This window comes from Citrobacter sp. Cpo221 (genome assembly GCF_030332345.1).
GTDB lineage: Bacteria > Pseudomonadota > Gammaproteobacteria > Enterobacterales > Enterobacteriaceae > Citrobacter > Citrobacter portucalensis.
Window position 1 is genome coordinate 105925 of record NZ_JAOWIA010000029.1, and the last position, 17472, is coordinate 123396.

18 protein-coding genes are annotated in these 17472 nt (G+C 50.4%); 7 read left to right on the top strand and 11 right to left on the bottom strand.

The features are described 5' to 3' along the window. Window positions 1-13: 13 nt before the first annotated feature. Window positions 14-709, bottom strand: a complete 696-nt coding sequence (locus OGY72_RS01700) for a helix-turn-helix domain-containing protein (protein ID WP_191238811.1) — start codon at window positions 707-709, stop codon at window positions 14-16. A 171-nt stretch (window positions 710-880) separates the two neighbouring features. Between OGY72_RS01700 and OGY72_RS01705 the strand changes: the two genes are divergently transcribed. Genes OGY72_RS01705 through OGY72_RS01715 form a run of 3 tightly spaced genes read left to right on the top strand, consistent with a single transcriptional unit; the run spans window position 881 to window position 4564 of the window. Next, window positions 881-3214 (top strand): molybdopterin-containing oxidoreductase family protein, encoded by a 2334-nt coding sequence (locus OGY72_RS01705; protein WP_286546410.1) that lies wholly within the window; start codon window positions 881-883, stop codon window positions 3212-3214. A gap of 2 nt (window positions 3215-3216) precedes the next feature. After that, the gene (locus tag OGY72_RS01710; RefSeq protein WP_170972905.1) at window positions 3217-3765 is read left to right on the top strand and encodes a 4Fe-4S dicluster domain-containing protein; all 549 of its coding nucleotides are present in this window, start codon (window positions 3217-3219) and stop codon (window positions 3763-3765) included. Window positions 3766-3775: 10 nt separating this feature from the next. Further along, window positions 3776-4564 (top strand): dimethyl sulfoxide reductase anchor subunit family protein, encoded by a 789-nt coding sequence (locus OGY72_RS01715; RefSeq protein WP_286546413.1) that lies wholly within the window; start codon window positions 3776-3778, stop codon window positions 4562-4564. A gap of 39 nt (window positions 4565-4603) precedes the next feature. Here OGY72_RS01715 and yajL read toward each other — a convergent pair whose 3' ends face one another. Both yajL and panE read right to left on the bottom strand, forming a co-directional pair. Next, entirely contained in the window at window positions 4604-5194 is a 591-nt protein-coding gene (gene yajL, locus OGY72_RS01720; protein ID WP_126319036.1) for a protein deglycase YajL, read from the bottom strand. Next, on the bottom strand, window positions 5157-6068 hold the full coding sequence (gene panE, locus OGY72_RS01725) for a 2-dehydropantoate 2-reductase (protein WP_149281124.1): 912 nt from the start codon (window positions 6066-6068) through the stop codon (window positions 5157-5159). The genes yajL and panE overlap by 38 nt, the downstream gene beginning before the upstream one ends. A gap of 174 nt (window positions 6069-6242) precedes the next feature. On the opposite strand from panE, the gene OGY72_RS01730 reads away from it, so the two are divergent. After that, entirely contained in the window at window positions 6243-6734 is a 492-nt protein-coding gene (locus OGY72_RS01730) for a YajQ family cyclic di-GMP-binding protein (protein WP_003831002.1), read from the top strand. 94 nt (window positions 6735-6828) lie between these two features. Here OGY72_RS01730 and OGY72_RS01735 read toward each other — a convergent pair whose 3' ends face one another. After that, window positions 6829-8193, bottom strand: coding sequence for an MFS transporter (locus OGY72_RS01735; protein WP_071445875.1), 1365 nt, complete (start codon window positions 8191-8193; stop codon window positions 6829-6831). 235 nt (window positions 8194-8428) lie between these two features. Between OGY72_RS01735 and OGY72_RS01740 the strand changes: the two genes are divergently transcribed. After that, on the top strand, window positions 8429-8803 hold the full coding sequence (locus OGY72_RS01740; RefSeq protein WP_079938378.1) for a DUF1493 family protein: 375 nt from the start codon (window positions 8429-8431) through the stop codon (window positions 8801-8803). Window positions 8804-8971: 168 nt separating this feature from the next. Continuing rightward, window positions 8972-9295, top strand: coding sequence for a DUF1493 family protein (locus OGY72_RS01745; RefSeq protein WP_267445061.1), 324 nt, complete (start codon window positions 8972-8974; stop codon window positions 9293-9295). 57 nt (window positions 9296-9352) lie between these two features. On the opposite strand, the gene cyoE is transcribed toward OGY72_RS01745, so the two are convergent. The 7 genes from cyoE to OGY72_RS01780 all read right to left on the bottom strand — a co-directional run bounded on the left by cyoE (window position 9353) and on the right by OGY72_RS01780 (window position 16829). Beyond that, entirely contained in the window at window positions 9353-10243 is an 891-nt protein-coding gene (gene cyoE / locus OGY72_RS01750; protein ID WP_003831005.1) for a heme o synthase, read from the bottom strand. A gap of 11 nt (window positions 10244-10254) precedes the next feature. After that, a complete protein-coding gene (locus tag OGY72_RS01755; RefSeq protein WP_003831006.1) occupies window positions 10255-10584 on the bottom strand; it encodes a cytochrome o ubiquinol oxidase subunit IV in 330 nt (109 codons plus the stop codon). Further along, window positions 10584-11198 (bottom strand): cytochrome o ubiquinol oxidase subunit III, encoded by a 615-nt coding sequence (locus tag OGY72_RS01760; RefSeq protein ID WP_003831007.1) that lies wholly within the window; start codon window positions 11196-11198, stop codon window positions 10584-10586. Before OGY72_RS01760 ends, OGY72_RS01755 begins: the two co-directional genes overlap by 1 nt. Then, complete coding sequence (cyoB, locus tag OGY72_RS01765) at window positions 11188-13179, bottom strand: cytochrome o ubiquinol oxidase subunit I (RefSeq protein ID WP_003831008.1); 1992 nt, start codon at window positions 13177-13179, stop codon at window positions 11188-11190. Before cyoB ends, OGY72_RS01760 begins: the two co-directional genes overlap by 11 nt. A 19-nt stretch (window positions 13180-13198) precedes the next feature. After that, a complete protein-coding gene (cyoA, locus tag OGY72_RS01770) occupies window positions 13199-14146 on the bottom strand; it encodes a cytochrome o ubiquinol oxidase subunit II (protein WP_032942534.1) in 948 nt (315 codons plus the stop codon). A gap of 584 nt (window positions 14147-14730) precedes the next feature. Next, window positions 14731-16206 (bottom strand): muropeptide MFS transporter AmpG, encoded by a 1476-nt coding sequence (ampG, locus tag OGY72_RS01775; RefSeq protein WP_286546437.1) that lies wholly within the window; start codon window positions 16204-16206, stop codon window positions 14731-14733. A gap of 44 nt (window positions 16207-16250) precedes the next feature. After that, window positions 16251-16829, bottom strand: a complete 579-nt coding sequence (locus OGY72_RS01780; protein ID WP_032941838.1) for a lipoprotein — start codon at window positions 16827-16829, stop codon at window positions 16251-16253. A 306-nt stretch (window positions 16830-17135) separates the two neighbouring features. On the opposite strand from OGY72_RS01780, the gene bolA reads away from it, so the two are divergent. Then, window positions 17136-17453: a transcriptional regulator BolA gene (bolA, locus tag OGY72_RS01785; RefSeq protein ID WP_003021619.1), complete on the top strand. Its 318-nt coding sequence runs from the start codon at window positions 17136-17138 to the stop codon at window positions 17451-17453. The last annotated feature ends 19 nt before the right edge of the window (window positions 17454-17472 follow it).

Below are 17472 nucleotides of genomic sequence, written 5' to 3' on the forward strand. Positions count from 1 at the left end.
CGCTGGGGCTGCGCTAATCTTGTGGCTGAAGTGATGCGATGCTGTTGACCAGTTGGTTGGCAATTTGCGGAATGGCTTCGGCACTAAAAAAACCCATTGTGACAGCAATTGCAATGAGCCCACCTTTACTATTCTGAAGCGGACAAGCGATAGATTGCGCTCCAGGGATCCCCTGAGTTGGGTTGTAACGCACGGCGTATCCCTGCGATATTATTTGTCTAATCAACTGTTTCTGCGCCAGATTTTGCGCCTGATAATCAGAAAAGCTCATAAAAATTTGCCCTGCAGCACTGGCATGAAGTGGAACCTGCGTATTGGGCAGAAAATCGATATCGACGTTTCGAAAGCTGCGATTGTAGTGTTTGAGTATTAATCCATTTTCAGAAGCAACGACGACCCCGGTGGAGTGGTTAAAGGTGTCGCGAAAAGTGACCAGCATAGCATTGAGCTCGTCAATTGCGTCTCGTGCGCCGGTTTGGCCTCCAGTCAGTTGCAGTGTGGTTGCTCCCAGGCAGTAAAGCCCTTTTTCGTTTTGGCATAGCATGCCGGTGCGACAAAGTGAGATAAGATATTTATGTAAACGGCTTTTCGACAAACCACACCCAGTAGCGATATCGATTGCCCTCGCTTGACCATTCTGACTGGCGACAAATGTCAAAATGCTGACGGCTATATCAACCGAATTAATCCCTTGTGATGTTTCAGTCATATGCGTTCTCTTATTAAATACTCCTCGATTATATCATTGAGTTCAGAAAGCAGTGCTGCTTTCATAGTTCAAAAAGATCGTTACCTCTAAATGATTAGATCATGACTCACCTCAAGTTAATTATTGGTGAATTTTAGTTCACTAATGATGAACTTTATTGGAGGAAAGATCATGGATGCTTTGAGCAATATACGTTTAAAAAGAAGAACCCTGTTAAAAGGGCTAGGTGTGGTGGGGCTGGCTTCATTAGGTCCAACCTTTCTAGGGTTGCGTCAGGTCAATGGCGCACCGCTGCCTCGGTTTCGTCTGCAGCAATCGGATTACCAGACATTTCGTTCGACCTGTGCAATGGAATGTTTGCATTGCAACCTGACGGCATATGTCTGGAAAGATCGTTTGATGAAAATTGAAGCGACAAAAGGCTTTAACGTGAAATGTTGTTTACGAGGGATTAGCCGAACGAAATGGGTGTATCACCCGCTACGACTGACGCAACCCTTGCTGCGTACGGGAGAAAAAGGTGAAGGAAAATTTAAGCCGATTTCTTGGGATGCCGCGCTTGAGCTTATTGAAAAGAAAATCAGAGAAACGATCGCTACCGATGGCAATAAAGGCCTGTTGCTAACAGCAGCCTCAGGGAATATGGACTCTATCAAAAATGATATGGGGAAGGCATTTTTTGATTATCTTGGTGGATCGACAAAACATGTTGGTTCGTTATGCTGCGCAGCCGTCACCGCTGCGATGATGCCAATGGTGGGCTTACGGTATGCTGATACCCGCGACACAATAAAGGAAAGTCGCTATATCCTTTGCTGGGGGAACAACCCGGCCGTTACGATGCATGCTTACTTCAAAGATTATTCAAATGCGCAGCGTAACGGAGCGCGAATGGTGGTAATCGATCCCCGGTTTAACGAAACCGCAGCAAAAGCGGATGAGTGGGTGCCTATTGTGCCGGGAACGGATATCGCGCTGGCGCTAGGGATGATCAACATTATTATGCAGGAAAAACGCTATGACGCGGATTTTCTGCGAGCGCACACCGGTGCGGTTTATCTGGTGGATGGACAACAGAAGTTAATGCGAGCCGATCCGCAGGATACTGACAGTTATCTGGTGTTTGATACCCTGACACAAAGCGTGAAGCGACATGATGCGCCGGGCGTTATTCCTGCATTGCTGAATGATGAACTGCCCAACGAGAGTGATTTTACGACCGTACTGGATAACGTTTGGGCGCAGGCAAAGCCCTGGACGACACAGAAAGTTGAGCAGGAAACGGATGTGCCAGCGCAAACGGTATTACGCCTGGCGAGAGACTATGCTTCCACGCAACCTGCGATGATAGTTCAGAATATGTCTGGTGCACAGAGAACTGAGTTTGGTACTTATGTTGCTGCCAGCCAATTTTATCTGGCGCTGATAACCGGCAATATCGGTAAGCCTGGTGCAGGGGTCTGTGATGCGGGCGGGGTCAGGCAAATGGCGAAATTTTCGCCCATTATCCCCCCTGCGCCAAATGCTGCCAAAATTCCATCGATCCCCATTTCTAAAATTGGGGACTGGATCGTTAACGAAAAACCTCATCCAATAAAATTCTGGTGGAACATGACACTGGGGGCGATGACGCAGTTGCCGAATACAAATCAGGTCAGAGAAGCCTTTAAAAAAGTGCCATTTGTCGTGGTGGCGGACAATTTGATGAGTTCGTCTGCACTGTATGCCGATTTGGTGCTGCCTGTGACGACCATTTTTGAAGATGTCAGTTTAATGGCGGGGGTACGCAGCCACTATGTACAACTGATGGAGAAAGCGGTGGAACCACCGGGAGAAGCTAAACCGGATTACTGGATTTTCGCACGCTTGGCCGAGCGTTTTGGATTTGGAGACGTCTTTAATCAGCCCATTGAACATTACATTGATACTTGCCTCAAAGGGTCGGGTATCACCCGTGAGATGTTAAAAAAAGGGCCGGTATGCCCCGTTAAAGAAGACTGGATCCCCTTTAAGGATGGGCAGTTTCGTACCTCAACCGGAAAGGCGCATTTTTATATCGAGGAGTGGGCCAAAAAAGACTTCCTGCCGGTGGTAACCTGGAGACAGGTGAAAGAGTCAGTGAAAGGTTCACCTGAACTGGCAAGCCACTATCCGTTAATGGCGGTACAGCGCAAACTGGCACGTAGCGTACATTCGAGCCACGGTATGAATGAATGGATCCTCGAGGTTCAGCGTAATCGCCCGAACGTTATGATTCATCCAGAAGATGCCCATAATCGTCAGATCCAGGCCGGAGAGTGGGTTGTTGTTTTCAATCATCGTGGAGAGCATAGAGCAATTGCCGATGTTACAACGCATATAAAACGGGGAGTTGTGAGCCTGGATAACGGCTGGTGGGAGCAACAGGGGGGAAGTAGTAGCCACGTCACCAACGATCAGGTCGAGTTGTTGGGCAATGGACACTCTTGTAACAGTACGTTAGTTGACGTGAGAAGGGAGGCATAATCATGACGAAACAGTATGGATTTCTTATTGATATGCAAAACTGCTATGGCTGTAAAACCTGCAGCATGGCCTGCAAATCAGAAAATATGACGCCGCTTGGTGTGTTGTGGCGGCGGGTGCGTGAGCGCAATACAGATGAACCTAATACTCAAGCCTTTATCAGCATGTCGTGTAACCATTGCGATGACCCTCAGTGCATGAAAGTGTGCCCTGCCGGGACTTATACCAAACGAGCTGACGGGATTGTTGTACAGGACCACGAACGTTGTATCGGTTGCCGGATGTGTATTATGGCCTGCCCCTGGAGTGCACCGGTTTACGATGCGGAAGAGGGGAAAACCAGTAAATGTAATTTGTGTGCGGAACGCCTGGATGAAGGTTTACAACCACGCTGTGTCGAATCTTGTCCCGCGGGGGTTTTACGATTTGGCGAGATAGAAGATCTTCGCAAAGAGCATACCACCCAATGGACGGTACTAGAGAAGCGCTACAACTTACCCGATCACAATATCAGTAAGCCCAATATTGTGATTATCGCGCCACGGGACTGAGGAGAGAGAAATGGAACACTATGAATTGCCATTAGTCTTTTTTACGGTCTTTGCTCAATGGGGGATTGGTGGTGTCCTGGCACTAACGTTGTGTCAGAATTTTGGTACGCTGAAATTCGATGCTAAACAGTATCGTCTGCTGGCGCTGTTATTTTGGGTCATCACTGTGCTGGGTTCTTTGGCATCCCTTGCACACCTGGGAACACCTACAGGCGCATACCGTTCAATGGCAGGGTTGGGAGTATCTTGGCTGAGCCGGGAAGTAGTGGCATTTATAGTATTGAATGCCGTGATATTTTGCTGGTTAGCGTTATGTTGGCTCAAGCCTGGGCATCCAGGGGCGAATCTTCTGGGTGGTGTGACTGCGCTTGTTGGCCTGGTGTCAATTTTTGTGACGTCTCAGGTGTATTACCAAATGGCGCTGCACTCGCTTTGGCATACCATAGCTACGCCGCTTGGCTTCCTGGCAACGGCAGTATTGCTGGGTTTTATGAGTGTGGCGGTGGCCGGTGGCTATTGGCATAAATCCTCTTCAACGACATGCAATGCAGGGATTGTAATTGGAATCGTGTTGACGGCGGGCGGGTTGTGGTTTCGCTATCATGTGCCTGGCGCTGATGCGTCAAGTCCTCTGCTATGGTGGCAGCTATTTGCCAGTATCTGCATTGCTGTGTGGGGAATATCGCGTCTGAACTACGGCCAACAGAGTTGGGTGTGGGTAGTATTAATGGCGACGGGGGAACTGGCGGGAAGAATGTTGTTTTATAGCAACGTTATGAGCGGAGTGCCTTGGTTTTAAATATTTTACCGGATGGTTGAAACCATCCGGTAAGCATATTTACTCGTAGTAGTTATAGATTCCCGCGGCCATCACCAGTTGTGACGCCACCTCGTGAGCTTTTTCGCGACTCACCAGAAGATCAATGATTTTCAAACCGAAATCGATTGAGGTTCCCGGTCCCTGGCTGGTTAACAGATTGACGCGCGGATCCCATACGACGCGCTTGTCCTGCCACTGGTCAGCGGGAATTTTGTCTTTCAGCGCCGGAAAACCGGTCATGTTACCGATGGGGAAAATATCGTGTGGGACGAGTACGGTGGCGGCCGCGGCGCAAATTGCCGCGACAATGCGCCCGGAACGATGAAACTGTTTCACGGTTTCGATAAGCAGCGGGCTGTCGCGAAAACACTCGGCGCCTTTAATACCGCCCGGTAGCACGATAATGTCGAAATCGCCGTCAGCAACTTCGACTAATGGTGCATCCGCCAGCAGCTTTACTCCGCGTGAGCACACAATAGTCAGGCCGCCATCGCTGGCGACGCTGGCGGTTGTGACCTTAATTCCGCCGCGAACCAGCAGATCGATAGTGGTGACCGCTTCGGTCTCTTCACTACCAGGGGCGAGACATACCAGTGCTTGAGCGCTCATACTCACTTTCCTTTCTCTTAACCATTTCAAACAGGTGGGCATTTTCCGGAACGGCGATGCCGTGCGCGCGGGCGCGTTTTAACAAATAACCGGTAATGTAGTCGATCTCAGTATGGCGCAGGGCACGTATGTCTTGCAGCATCGATGAGATATTTTCCGCCGTACTGTCAATCACTTGCTCGACATAATAGCGTAAATCATCCACAGATGTGTGGTGGCCTTCGCGTTCAATGACCGCGGCCACTTCCTCGCAGATGAGTGCTATTTTTTCAGGATGATGGCGTAACTCGCCGTTTGGGCAATCCCATAATGCGGTCAGCGGGTTAATGACACAGTTGACGGCCAGTTTGCGCCACAGCTCGGCGCGAATAGTGTCGTGCCAGGCGACGTCCGGTAGCACCTCTTGCAGGACTTCAGCCAGATAACTGAAATCACCGTCTTGTTCACGCGCCGGACCAATGCGCGTTGTTCCCTGAGCGACATGAATGATGACGTTGCCGTCACGGCGTGCCGCGTGGGTGGTGGTGCCCATCAGCAGAGGTTGCTTAATGCTATGCAGCTCTTCAATCGTCCCCATACCGTTGTGAATCAGCAGAATCGGGGTGGTTTCAGGCAGAATTGCGGCCAGGCCTTTTACCGCATCAGAAACCTGCCAGGCTTTCAGGGTGACCAGCAGCAGGTCGCTTTTTGCCAAAAAGTCGGGGTCGTTTGCCGTCAGGGATTCATTAAAAACTGACCCATCCGTGTCGATCAGGTTTACGCTGCAATAGGGTTGCGGTACGCGTAGCCACCCTTGCACCTCATGTCCATGTTTGCATAGCGCGGTAAGCCAAAGCTGTCCTAGCGCTCCACATCCCAGTACGGTAATTTTCATTCTTCCTCCTCACCTGCAACAGCACCAGGTGTTAATCCATATCGGCCGTACCCCATTATTGTTCGCAGGTGTCAGTACCACGTACAATTAAAGGATACAGCCTAGTATAGCGCTGTCTGTTGGGTAACTTTGCAGGTATTATGCTTCGCATCAAAAATGAAGGGAGAGGAAAAGATGCCATCTTTCGATATTGTCTCTGAAGTTGATCTTCAGGAAGCCCGTAACGCGGTAGATAACGCCAGCCGCGAAGTGGAGTCACGCTTTGATTTTCGTGGCGTTGAAGCGACTTTTGAGCTGAATGAGTCAAATAAGACGATTAAGGTGCTGAGCGAGTCTGATTTTCAGGTCAATCAGTTGCTGGATATTCTGCGTGCCAAGCTGCTCAAACGCGGTATTGAAGGCACGTCGCTGGACGTACCAGAAACCTTCGTGCACAGCGGTAAAACCTGGTTTGTTGAAGCTAAGCTGAAACAAGGCATTGAAAGCGCAGTGCAAAAGAAGATCGTTAAGCTGATCAAAGACAGCAAACTGAAGGTGCAGGCGCAGATTCAGGGCGAAGAAATCCGTGTAACCGGCAAGGCGCGTGACGACCTGCAATCCGTCATGGCACTGGTTCGCGGCGGCGATCTCGGCCAGCCATTCCAGTTTAAGAACTTCCGCGATTAAGTCGTAATGCCTGATGGCGCGACGCTTATCAGGCCTACAGGTAGCACACGCTATTGGTAGGCCGGATAAGACGATAGTCGCCATCAGGCAATCATCACGCCTGACTGATGGCCTGCTCAACCTCAAATCGATTGGTGACTTTGCTGTCGATTTTCACGTAGGCCGAATGCTCTTTCGCCACAATTAACACTTCGCTTATCCCTTCTTTAGCCAGCAGACGCTGCTTCAGGGTGTCATCCGCAGCAATTTCAGGTGGGATTTCCACCCGCAGGCTGCTGACATACGGCGGCTCTTTCATTGTACTCGCCACCAATAACCACACTGCCGCCAGAAGCGCACCGGCCAGGAATACGGCCTGACCATCAAACATTTCAACCACCCAACCGCCGAGCGAACCGCCAATCGCCACGCCAAGAAACTGGCTGGTGGAGTAAACGCCCATTGCCGTGCCTTTATAGCCAGCCGGAGACTCTTTACTGATAAGCGAGGGGAGGAGGGCTTCCATCAGGTTGAAGGCGAGGAAGAATATCTGCACGCCCGCAATCAACCCCCAGAAACGCACGTTAGCGCTCCACAATACAATCTCTGCAATAAGTATCAGTAACACGCAGGCGAGGAACACGCGTTTCATGCGGCGCTTCACTTCGGCGTAAATGATGAACGGCACCACGGAAACAAAAGACAGCAACATCGTCACCAGATAAATTTTCCAGTGCTCTGCGGCGGGGAAGCCTGCTTTCGCGAGTTGGCCTGGTAAGGCAACGAAGGTGGACATCAGCAATATGTGCAGACACATGATGCCAAAGTTGAGCTTCAGCAGTTTGGGCTCTGCCAGCACTTTACTGAAGCTGCCTTTTACCATCCCCGACTCGCGGTTCAGCACGTGGGTAGTGCTATTGGGAACGACCCAAATGGTCAGCACGATACCCGTGGTAGCAAGGGCTGCAATCATCCAGAACAGCGCGTGTAGCCCCAGCGCATGGGTAACGATTGGTCCCAGCACCATCGCAATGGCGAAGGTGATACCAAAGCTGACGCCGATAAACGCCATCGCTTTGGTACGGTTTTGCTCACGGGTTAAGTCGGAAAGCAGCGCCATTACGGCAGCAGCAATCGCGCCAGAGCCTTGTAAAGCCCGACCAAGAATAATGCCCCAGATTGAATCGGAGAGAGCAGCAATTATGCTGCCGAGAACGAATACCGCCAGCCCGCCGACAATAAGCGGCTTACGACCGATGCGGTCAGAGAGCAGGCCAAAGGGGATCTGGAAGACGGCCTGGGCCAGACCGTAAATGCCGATAGCAAGGCCTATCAGCGCTTCGCTGGCACCCTGTAGTGCCATACCGTATGTGGTCAGAACCGGCAGGACCATAAACATGCCAAGCATGCGCAACGAGAATACGGTCCCTAAACCCCAGGTGGCGCGCAACTCACCGGGCGTCATTTTGTAATCGTTCATTCCCACCTCTGTATTAATTTCGCGCCTAGTGTAAAGCGGGGAAGGAGTGCGGTAAACCTCTACGATATGTGGAATTGTGTTGTGGGATAATTGAAATAATTACCTATGCAACTAATTTGCTTGTGATAATTACGGGTGTAGTCTTTTTGTGGTTGTTTCTAATGGAAAGAGGGAAAAGGAAAATGGTATTTCGCGATAAATATAACCCATTTCTTCAAGCTGATGTTTGTATTCAATGGACATCATTCTAGTGAGTATTCAAGACGATGTGTTAAAAATTTTCAGGGAAGAAATACCTGGGTATTTGGATGAAAACTGGAAGGAGGTTCCTTTAGAACTCGACACAGATTTATTCGATGAGCCACGAGACGATCTCTCAGATGCAATTGAAGAGTTCCGGAAAGTATTCAACGTTGATTTATCGGAAGTAGACTGGACCCGCTATTTCCCCTGGGAAAACACGCCACTTTTGGCACGATGGTTCAAGGTTAAACGGGAGGAGGTTGAAGCAACACGTTTACCTTTAACCGTAAGGATGTTTGCGGAGTCAGCAGAGGAGGGGAAATGGTTGTTTGAGATCTGGCCTGATGAGCAAAAAGACGAGACCTGACGCTCTCAAAATCGCGTAGTAAGTAAAAAGGGTGCCGAAGTACCCTTTTAGCATTCGCTGAATTTACCCAACCCAGGTCAACAGGTTGTGTGAATTATGCATCATAAAGTCTAATGATATCATCATATTAGTACGACCCAAAGATCGCATGCAGTGGACATCCTTCTGATGAGAAATTATGAAGCTGAAGTTATTGAGTACATCATGAAGAATTACCCAATCAGGGAACGTTGGTTCAGACCTGGTCTTAAGCAGGTCACTAAAGAATGGACCCTTGAGGATGATTTTCAGTTTGTTCCGGAAGATGCGTATGATTTTTTAGCTGATTTATTTGAGCATTTTAATATTGAATACTCGAAGTTTGATGGAAGGAATTATATTGAACAAGAATACCCTTTCTGGCGAAAAGATCCTCCTGAAATTGAGTTAAAGCCTTTGACAGTAGGTATGATTATCGAGTCAGCAAAGGCTGGGAAATGGCTCTATGACTGAATAATATTCCTGCCAATAAAAAGGGTGCCGGAGCACCCTTTTCGTATCTGCAGATTCTTACCAGACGTAAGTCAGCAGGTTCTGCGAGTTTGGCACCATAAAGTCGACGGACATCATCACGGAAAGCGCGGTAATGGCGATGATGGAGAAACCGAACAGCTTGCGCGCCCAGACTCTGTCATCTTCCACTTTATAACCACGCAGCGCCATGCCCAACCACCAGACGCTCACCGCCGCGGCAACAATCAGGTATTTATAACCTGCATAGCCGCCCAGGGTTAGCATCAGCGTGGCGATAGCAAACGCCACGATGTACAGCGTGATATGGTTCTTCGCGACCGAAATACCTTTCACCACCGGCAGCACCGGGATGTTGGCAGCCTGATAATCCTTGAAGCGGAAAATCGCAATCGCGTAAGAGTGCGGCATCTGCCACAGGCTGAAAATAGCCAGCAGAATCAGCGCACCGCTATCGAACTCACCGGTTACGGCACAGTAGCCAATCACCGGCGGCGCAGCGCCGGAAAGTGAGCCAATCAGCGTGCCGTAAACGGAATGGCGCTTCATGTACAGGCTATAAACGCCCACATAGACCACGAAGCCCATTACCCCCAGCCAGCAGGCCAGAGGGTTCGCGCCAAACCACAGCAGCATAAAGCCAGCAATACCCAGCAGGGTGGCGTATACCAGCGAGACCGCAGGGGAAATCAGACCTTTAACCAACACGCGGTTTTTGGTCCTCTCCATCTTCCTGTCGATATCCCTGTCGATGTAGTTGTTAAATACACAACCCGACGCCACAACCAGTGACACCCCAACCAGCGTGTAGATAAACAGGGGATAATCAATGCTGCCTTTCGAGGCCAGCAGGAATCCCCCAATCACCGAGATCAGGTTGCCAAAGATGATGCCTGGTTTCGTTACTTGCAGGTATTGCTTAAACATCATAATCGCCGCTCTTAGTGCATCATCATGTTGTAGTTAAGGTTCCACATAATCCAGATGGAGCCCACAACCAGGATGGCGATGATTAGCACAGTAAAGACAAAGGCCGTCATGTTCCAACCTTCATCAGATTTGCTATTCATGTGCAGGAAGCACACCAGGTGCACCAGAATCTGTACCACTGCCATTGCCAGAATAGTTCCCAGAATGACGGCCGGTGAGGCAGAACCTGTCATCACCATCCAAAACGGAATGACCGTCAGGATGATCGACAGGATAAAACCTGTCATGTAGGTTTTTACGCTGCCATGGGATGCGCCGCCGCTCTCGTTAGAATGACTCATTACATCGCCCCCATCAGATACACAACAGTGAACACACAGATCCACACCACATCCAGGAAGTGCCAGAACAGGCTCAGGCACATGATGCGGGTACGGTTAGTACTGGTCAGGCCGCGACGAGCAACTTGCACCATCAGCACAGCCATCCAGATAAGACCGGAGGTGACGTGCAGACCGTGCGTGCCGACCAGCGCGAAGAACGCAGACAGGAAGCCACTGCGATCCGGGCCCATACCGTTAACAATCAGGTGATGGAATTCATAGAGTTCCATCCCGATGAATCCGGCACCGAACAAGAAGGTCAACGCCAGCCAGGAGATAACCTGGCTCTTGTTGTTCTTGTACATGGCAATCGCTGCCATGCCGTAAGTAATGGAGCTGAATAACAGCAGGAATGTTTCAACCAGAACGAACGGCAGCTCAAAAATGTCCTTACCTGTCGGGCCACCTGCGGTGCCGTTCACCAGAACGGCATAGGTTGCAAACAGAATAGAGAACAGAATGCAGTCGCTCATCAGGTAGACCCAGAATCCGAAGATCTTGGTCTGGCCTGCATCGTGGTGCCCGTGTTCGTGCGCGTGGGCAGTCGCGTGCGTTAAAGTATCAGTTGCCATTTTTCAGCCCTGCCTTAGTAATCTCATCGAAATGCTGGTTTTCCAGTTTTTCGACTTCCGGGACCGGCACGTAGTAATCCACGTCTTCATCAAAGCTTTTCACAATCCAGCTGATGATCATGCCTGCGAAGCTTGCAATCGCCAGCCACCAGATATGCCAGATCATGGCGAAACCAAACAGTGTTGCGAAGGCGGTAATGACGATACCGGCACCGCTGTTCTTCGGCATATGAATTTCTTCATAGTGCGCAGGCTGCTTGTACGCTTCACCTTTTTCTTTCATTTCCCAGAAGGCATCACGCTCGTGAACGTGCGGCACAACGGCAAAGTTATAGAACGGAGGCGGGGAAGAGGTTGCCCACTCCAGCGTACGACCACCCCATGGGTCACCGGTCAGGTCACGGTTCTGCTCGCGGTCGCGAATAGAAACGAAGATCTGAATCAGCTGGCACAGGATACCCAGTGCAATCAGCGCGGCGCCGCAGGCGGCAACGACCAGCATCGGATGGAACTGTGGATCAATCTGCTGGCTGAGGCGACGGGTCATACCCATGAAGCCCAGCACGTACAGTGGCATAAATGCTACGAAGAAGCCGATGATCCAGAACCAGAATGCGCGTTTACCCCAGGTTTCGTTCAGCGTGAAGCCAAACGCTTTTGGCCACCAGTAGGTCATACCAGCGAAGCATCCAAATACGACACCGCCGATGATAACGTTATGGAAGTGCGCGATCAGGAACAGACTGTTGTGCAGAACGAAGTCCGCACCCGGCACCGCCAGCAGTACACCGGTCATGCCGCCGACTGAGAAGGTGACGATAAAGCCAATCGTCCACAGCATTGCTGAGTGGAATACGATACGGCCCTGATACATGGTGAACAGCCAGTTGAAGATCTTCACCCCGGTCGGGATGGCGATAATCATGGTGGTGATACCGAAGAAGGCGTTTACGTTAGCGCCTGCACCCATGGTGAAGAAGTGGTGCAGCCAAACAACGAACGACAGAACGGTGATACACACGGTTGCCCACACCAGCGAGGTGTAACCAAACAGACGTTTACGCGAGAAGGTTGCCGCGATTTCGGAGAACACACCGAAGACTGGCAGAACCAGAATGTACACTTCCGGATGGCCCCAGGCCCAAATCAGGTTGATGTACATCATCATGTTGCCGCCCATATCGTTGGTAAAGAAATGGGTGCCCAGATAGCGATCCAGGGTTAGCAACGCGACGGTAACCGTCAGGATTGGGAAAGAGGCGATAATCAGGATGTTCGCGCACAGAGATGCCCAGCTAAACACCGGCATCTTGAACATGGTCATTCCTGGTGCACGCATCTTAATGATGGTCACAAAGAAGTTGATACCGGTCAGGGTTGTACCAATACCGGACAACTGGACTGCCCATATCCAATAGTCGACCCCGACGCTTGGACTGTACTCTATTCCCGAAAGTGGCGGATACGCCAGCCAACCGGTCTGCGCGAATTCACCCACGCCCAGAGAAAGGTTAACCAGGATTACGCCGACAACGGTGAACCAGAAGCTCAGGTTGTTCAGGAACGGGAATGCAACGTCACGTGCGCCGATCTGCAGCGGAACCACCAGGTTCATCAGACCGATAACAAATGGCATTGCCACGAAGAAGATCATAATCACGCCGTGAGCCGTGAAGATCTGGTCGTAGTGGTGAGGAGGCAGGAAGCCCGCTTCACCTGCAGAAGCCAGCGCTTGCTGACTACGCATCATGATGGCGTCGGCAAAGCCACGAATCAACATGACGATTGCGACGATGACATACATGATGCCAAGGCGTTTGTGGTCAACCGAGGTTAGCCACTCTTTCCACAGGTAGGTCCACTTACCGAAGTAAGTGATAAGGCCCAGTAAGGCCGCACCACCGATGATAATGGCAGCAATCGTAACCATGACAATAGGTTCATGGAACGGAACTGCATCCAGCGTCAATTTTCCGAACATCGTATTCTTCCTCGGCCCCTTAGTGAGCGGATTCCGCGTGGCTCATGTCCATGCCTTCCATTCCTTCGTGTGCGCTGTGCTCACCTTCGGGTTGGGTCATGTCCATGCTCTTACCGTGAGCCATAAATTTGTTAATAACGTCTTTAAACAAATCCGGTTTCACGTTGGAGAAGTATTCCACCTGGTTGTATTCGCTTGGCGCAGCCACTTTCTCGAACGCTGCCATGTCGCTCATGGTGTTCGTGGACTGTTTAGCTTTAGCAACCCATTGGTCGAATTCGGCGCGGTCCTTTGTTGCGATAGCCTTGAACTTCATACCGGAGAAGCCTGGTCCGCTATAACTTGCGGAGATACCATCATAAGTACCGACTTCGTTGGCGATCAGATGCAGTCGAGTCTGCATACCGGCCATGGCATAAATCTGGCTACCCAGACGCGGGATAAAGAAGGAGTTCATCACGGAGTTGGAAGTCACTTTGAATTCAACCGGAGTATTCGCCGGGAAGGCGATTTCATTCACGGTAGCGATACCCTGTTCCGGATAGATGAAGAACCATTTCCAGTCCATGGAAACCACTTCGATGGTAATGGGCTTCTCGTCATGCGCCAGCGGTTTGCTTGGCTCAAGAGCGTGAGTGGTTTTCCAGGTCAGAACGGCAAGGAAAATGATGATTAAGATCGGCACCGTCCAGACCACAGCTTCCACTTTATTGGAGTGTGACCAGTTCGGGCTGTACTTCGCATCTTTATTGCTTGCACGATACTTCCAGGCAAAACCAACAGCCATCAAGATGGCGGGAATAACGACAATCAACATCAGGCCAAATGCCGTCAGTATCAATGACCGTTGTTCCAGTCCAATCTGTCCTTTAGGGTCAAGCAGCGCAGAATTACAGCCACTGAGTAATGCAGTGCCTGCAATTAATGACAACCATCCCAAACTTTTATTGTATTTCCTGAGTCTCATTTAACGACCTCAATTCCACGGGACCGGGTGGCGTTTAAAGTGTGAGGGCATTTTACGGGAAGGTTACATTACTGTAAACATCTCTAGATCTGTGTTACTGGGTTCTGCCGTGCATGTCACATATGTTGCAATATATGTCGCTTTAGCTTTAAGAACCTGTTGCAACATCACGTTATAACGAAAGCGGGCAGGTGGGGGGCGTACTGAGGGCAATTGGTATAACCAATACGAAAATAAAACAATTGCTTAACAATTGATTATCAATAAACGGACAATTGAGGAACAAAAAATAAATCTTTCTTGGCTGAATCGAGTAAGGAAAATAGTATATATAAAAGGCGTCAATAATTTCCAAATTCTTTGGCGCACAAAATAACAAATATTATTTTTAGCAGTTGTTGCTTATTTCGCCGTTATAATTACGCAGGGTGATTACAACGACCAAATATGCTCGTCATACTTCAAGCTACGGGTGTGTTGGCTTTCCTCGCTCACCCCAGTCACTTACTTATGTAAACTCCTGGGGATTTGCTGCGTCGCCGCCTTCCCGTAACTCGAATTATTTAGAGCATAAATATGCAACATCACGCCAGACGCGTTTTACGCAGTGCCAGATAATCCAGCAATCCACCAAAAACGACCCCGCAGACCGCGACCACCACCGAGACTTCAAGCAGTTCCGACAGGAAGGAGAAGTTGGTGTAATCCAGCGCGTTCATGGTTAACAGCAGCAGCCAAACCAGCAACAGGCAGCAGCCCGCAACCAGCGTCATTAATGCCAGACTGTACGCTCCACGAAATTCCGTGCGTGGAATAAAGCTTTCATTTTGCCAGCTATGTTCCAGGGTCTGGCGACATACCAGCAGCAGTATCAGGCCGGGGATCGCGGCAAACACGGAGAACAGATAAAATGTCGGCCAGCCGTGTGCTTCGACAAACCAACCCGCTACCGGGCCAACGTAAACGCGACCAACGGCTGAAAGCGCGGAGAGCAGAGCGAACTGGGTCGCTGAGAAGGACTTATTGCACAGCGTCATTAATAAGGCGACAAACGCCGCCGTGCCCATTCCACCGCACAGGTTTTCAAAGAAGACGGCGGCCGCCATGCTGAACATGTGTTTGTCAGTGATGGACAGTAGCCAGTAGCCCGCATTCGACGCTCCTTGCAGGATGCCGAAAATAAGCAATGCGCGGAACAGAGAAAGGCGCTGCATCAGGATCCCACCGTACAGCGCGCCAACAATGGTGGCCAGTAGCCCCAGTGTCTTATTCACCACGCCAACTTCACCCGCATCAAACCCAACACCGCGGATTAAAAAGGTGGTGGTCAGGCTCATGGCGAAGGCATCCCCGAGCTTATACAGCACAATAAGCAGCAGGATCAGCCAGGCGTTATTACGACCAAAGAAGTCTCGCAGTGGAGCCGCAACCGCCTGTTCCAGCGTTTTAGGCACCGGAATGGTGTCAGTCGGTTCGGGCGCTAACAGGGTGGCGATGATACAGGGAATCAACAGCGCAGCCATCAGCCAGTACATCCCTTGCCAGCCCAGCCAGCGATCGGCCATCCACAGGGCCAGTCCGCCTGAAACCAGCATCCCTAATCGATAGCCCAGTACGCTGATAGCCGCGCCGGTGCCGCGGTCTTCTGCGGGCAATACGTCGGTTTTCCAGGCATCAAAGACGATATCCTGCGATGCCGAGCAAAAAGCGATTACTACTGCGAGTGCGGCCATCCAGCGTAACTGTGTGCCAGGCTCCAGAAAGCCCATCGCGGCGATAGAAATTAACAACAGCACCTGGGTCGCCAGCAGCCAGCCGCGACGTCGACCTAAAAACGGTGGCGTGTAGCGGTCCATCAACGGGGACCAGAGAAACTTAAATACGTAGGCCTGACCGACCAGGGAAAAGAAACCGATGGTTTTAAGATCGATATTCTCGACCGTCATCCACGCCTGGAGCGTACCGGAGGTGAGCGCGAGCGGTAAACCGGAGGCGAACCCCAGAATGAGCAGGATAGCTGAGCGTGGCTGCTGAAAAATACGTAAGTAATGACTGGACATGGGCTTCTATAGGCCCGACGAACGCCGGGCCATATGGGCAGAAATTAACGAGCGTTCTGCTTGATGAAATCGTGAACGCTGGTGTCCTGAGACATATCAGCGATGGTGTCGGTCAGTACGCTGTTAACGGCGTTAGCGATATTTTTGTTAGAGGCCTGCAGAGCACCTTCAACAGAATAGCTTGCACGGTAGTTTTTGGTCATCTTGTTACCGTTGGCGGCAGTTGCAATGATGGCGATGTCTGCTTTGGTAGCGATGTTATAGCGCACGCTACCCTGAGACACGTCAGCATACAGCTGGTTAACAATGATTTGCAGGTTGACTGCACCGTTTGGTCCAATCATATAACCACGTGCAGTCATCTGTTTTTCCAGCACTTCTTGCAGCAGGAAACGCAGATCGCGGGACGCGGTCAGGGTAACCAGTTGGTTGTCACGGGTGACTTTTGCCAGCGCTTGATCCTGGCGCTGGTCGGCACCATTGATGCTAACGGTCACACCCATCAGGCTCGGGTCCTGCTGCGGCAGGGTAATTTTCGGGGAGACTTCAATAGTGGTCGGCGGCGTTGCGCATCCAGCTAACATAAACAGTGCGACAAACGGGACGAGGATTTTTTTAAACATGCCAGGGCTCTCAGCGAATCTAAATTGTATGGTTAGAGAAAATTCCCGCCATCATAACATCGCCAACGATGAGGGGAAGTGGGTAACGCATGTAAATTCATTGTGTTGTCCGTTTTATGACTTTGTAGAGACTATAAACGGACTTTTTGCAATAAATTGGAGTGAGGAATCAGTGAACTTCATCCGTTTGAATGAGAAAATCAGACAAGCGCTAATTTTTTGTTGCTAAGGTGTAATGAAAACGGTAAAAGCGGCTAGTATTTAAAGGGATGGGTGACATCTCAGCGTTGTCGGAGGAAAAATTTCATGATGATTCGTGAGCAAATAGAAGAAAAATTAAGGGCAGCGTTCGAACCCGTGTTCCTCGAAGTTGTGGATGAAAGCTATCGTCACAATGTCCCGGCTGGTTCTGAAAGCCACTTTAAGGTTGTACTGGTTAGCGATCGCTTTACAGGTGAACGTTTTCTTAATCGTCATCGGATGATTTACAGCACATTAACGGCGGAACTTTCCACAACCGTTCATGCGCTTGCCCTGCATACCTACACTATTAAGGAGTGGGAAGCGTTGCAGGATACGATTTTTGCATCGCCTCCGTGTCGTGGAGCGGGAAGCATCGCGTAAAAACGGATTTGCAACAACC

Bases quoted from the DNA above. Each gene is read 5' to 3' on its own strand.
- OGY72_RS01735 (WP_071445875.1), bottom strand. From the start codon at position 8,193: ATGAACGATTACAAAATGACGCCCGGTGAGTTGCGCGCCACCTGGGGT.
- OGY72_RS01705 (WP_286546410.1), top strand. From the start codon at position 881: ATGGATGCTTTGAGCAATATACGTTTAAAAAGAAGAACCCTGTTAAAA.
- panE (WP_149281124.1), bottom strand. From the start codon at position 6,068: ATGAAAATTACCGTACTGGGATGTGGAGCGCTAGGACAGCTTTGGCTT.
- OGY72_RS01730 (WP_003831002.1), top strand. From the start codon at position 6,243: ATGCCATCTTTCGATATTGTCTCTGAAGTTGATCTTCAGGAAGCCCGT.
- OGY72_RS01740 (WP_079938378.1), top strand. From the start codon at position 8,429: ATGGACATCATTCTAGTGAGTATTCAAGACGATGTGTTAAAAATTTTC.
- OGY72_RS01780 (WP_032941838.1), bottom strand. From the start codon at position 16,829: ATGTTTAAAAAAATCCTCGTCCCGTTTGTCGCACTGTTTATGTTAGCT.
- OGY72_RS01715 (WP_286546413.1), top strand. From the start codon at position 3,776: ATGGAACACTATGAATTGCCATTAGTCTTTTTTACGGTCTTTGCTCAA.
- bolA (WP_003021619.1), top strand. From the start codon at position 17,136: ATGATGATTCGTGAGCAAATAGAAGAAAAATTAAGGGCAGCGTTCGAA.
- OGY72_RS01760 (WP_003831007.1), bottom strand. From the start codon at position 11,198: ATGGCAACTGATACTTTAACGCACGCGACTGCCCACGCGCACGAACAC.
- yajL (WP_126319036.1), bottom strand. From the start codon at position 5,194: ATGAGCGCTCAAGCACTGGTATGTCTCGCCCCTGGTAGTGAAGAGACC.
- cyoB (WP_003831008.1), bottom strand. From the start codon at position 13,179: ATGTTCGGAAAATTGACGCTGGATGCAGTTCCGTTCCATGAACCTATT.
- cyoA (WP_032942534.1), bottom strand. From the start codon at position 14,146: ATGAGACTCAGGAAATACAATAAAAGTTTGGGATGGTTGTCATTAATT.
- ampG (WP_286546437.1), bottom strand. From the start codon at position 16,206: ATGTCCAGTCATTACTTACGTATTTTTCAGCAGCCACGCTCAGCTATC.
- OGY72_RS01755 (WP_003831006.1), bottom strand. From the start codon at position 10,584: ATGAGTCATTCTAACGAGAGCGGCGGCGCATCCCATGGCAGCGTAAAA.
- OGY72_RS01745 (WP_267445061.1), top strand. From the start codon at position 8,972: ATGAGAAATTATGAAGCTGAAGTTATTGAGTACATCATGAAGAATTAC.
- cyoE (WP_003831005.1), bottom strand. From the start codon at position 10,243: ATGATGTTTAAGCAATACCTGCAAGTAACGAAACCAGGCATCATCTTT.
- OGY72_RS01700 (WP_191238811.1), bottom strand. From the start codon at position 709: ATGACTGAAACATCACAAGGGATTAATTCGGTTGATATAGCCGTCAGC.
- OGY72_RS01710 (WP_170972905.1), top strand. From the start codon at position 3,217: ATGACGAAACAGTATGGATTTCTTATTGATATGCAAAACTGCTATGGC.